Origin of the sequence: Streptomyces sp. UW30 (assembly GCF_008042075.1) — a bacterium.
Lineage (GTDB): Bacteria > Actinomycetota > Actinomycetes > Streptomycetales > Streptomycetaceae > Streptomyces.
In genome coordinates this window covers 1-874 of the sequence record NZ_RDBN01000162.1, presented here as the reverse complement: position 1 = coordinate 874, position 874 = coordinate 1, and the positions used below count along the sequence as shown (strand labels likewise).

Annotated in this window: 1 protein-coding gene; it reads right to left on the bottom strand. The window is 70.5% G+C overall.

Annotation, left to right across the window (positions count from 1 at the left end; all coding sequences use genetic code 11):
• On the bottom strand, positions 1–752 hold a 752-nt coding region (locus EAO75_RS45190; RefSeq protein ID WP_187284873.1), incomplete at its 3' end, for an NADPH-dependent FMN reductase.
• Positions 753–874: the final 122 nt, after the last annotated feature.

The window sequence follows — 874 nt, the reverse complement described above, 5'->3', positions numbered from 1 at the left end:
GCCGTGGCCCGGGCCAGTCCGGTCGCGCGGGCAACGTCCGTGAGGGTGAGCTCGGCCCGGCCCTCGCCGAACGCGGTCAGTACGGTCAGCCCGCGGGCCAGCGACTCCACGAACTCCCTGCCCAGCTCCTGCTTGGAGGCGCCCGTCCAGGTCGCGAGGCCCGCCGGGGCGGTCGCGGGGCGTGGCTCCGGTGCCTCGCGCAGGGTGAGACCCCACCAGGCGAGCTGGTCCAGGAGGACAGAGGCGGCCTTGGCGGTGCCGTCCCGGTCATGAGGCCGGCCCTCGTCGTCGAACTGCTCCCAGGCCATGTGGAAGCTGACGGTGTCGCGCAGGGTGACGGCGTGCAGCTCGGCGAAGACCTGACGCAGCTGCTCGACGGCCCGCTGCCCGCCGGCCATCCCGCCGTAGGAGACGAAGCCGACGGGCTTGGCCCGCCACTCCCTGTAGACGTAGTCGATGGCGAGCTTCAGGGACGCCGGGTAGCCGTGGTTGTACTCCGGCGTGACGACGACGAATCCGTCGAGCCCACCGATGCGCTGGGCAAGGGTCGGCGCGTCACCGGGGGCGTCGGACCGCTCCAGGGTGAGCTTGAGCTCGTCAGCGAGGGCGGGCTCGGACAGGTCGATGACATGGGTCTCCATGTCGTCGCGATGCCCGATCTCGGAGAGGAACCACTCCGAGACCCGGTCGGCGAACCGCCCGGGACGGACGCTGCCGATGAGTACGCCGATCTTGAGCGGGGGCAGGGACATGCGGGTACCTCGATCCGGGAGAACGGCTGGGAGAGATCGCGGGTACCTGTGAGCGGGACCCGCGTGATCAACGTAAAACCTCAAGCAAACTTGAGGTCAAACACAGCCCCGCCCCCTCCCCC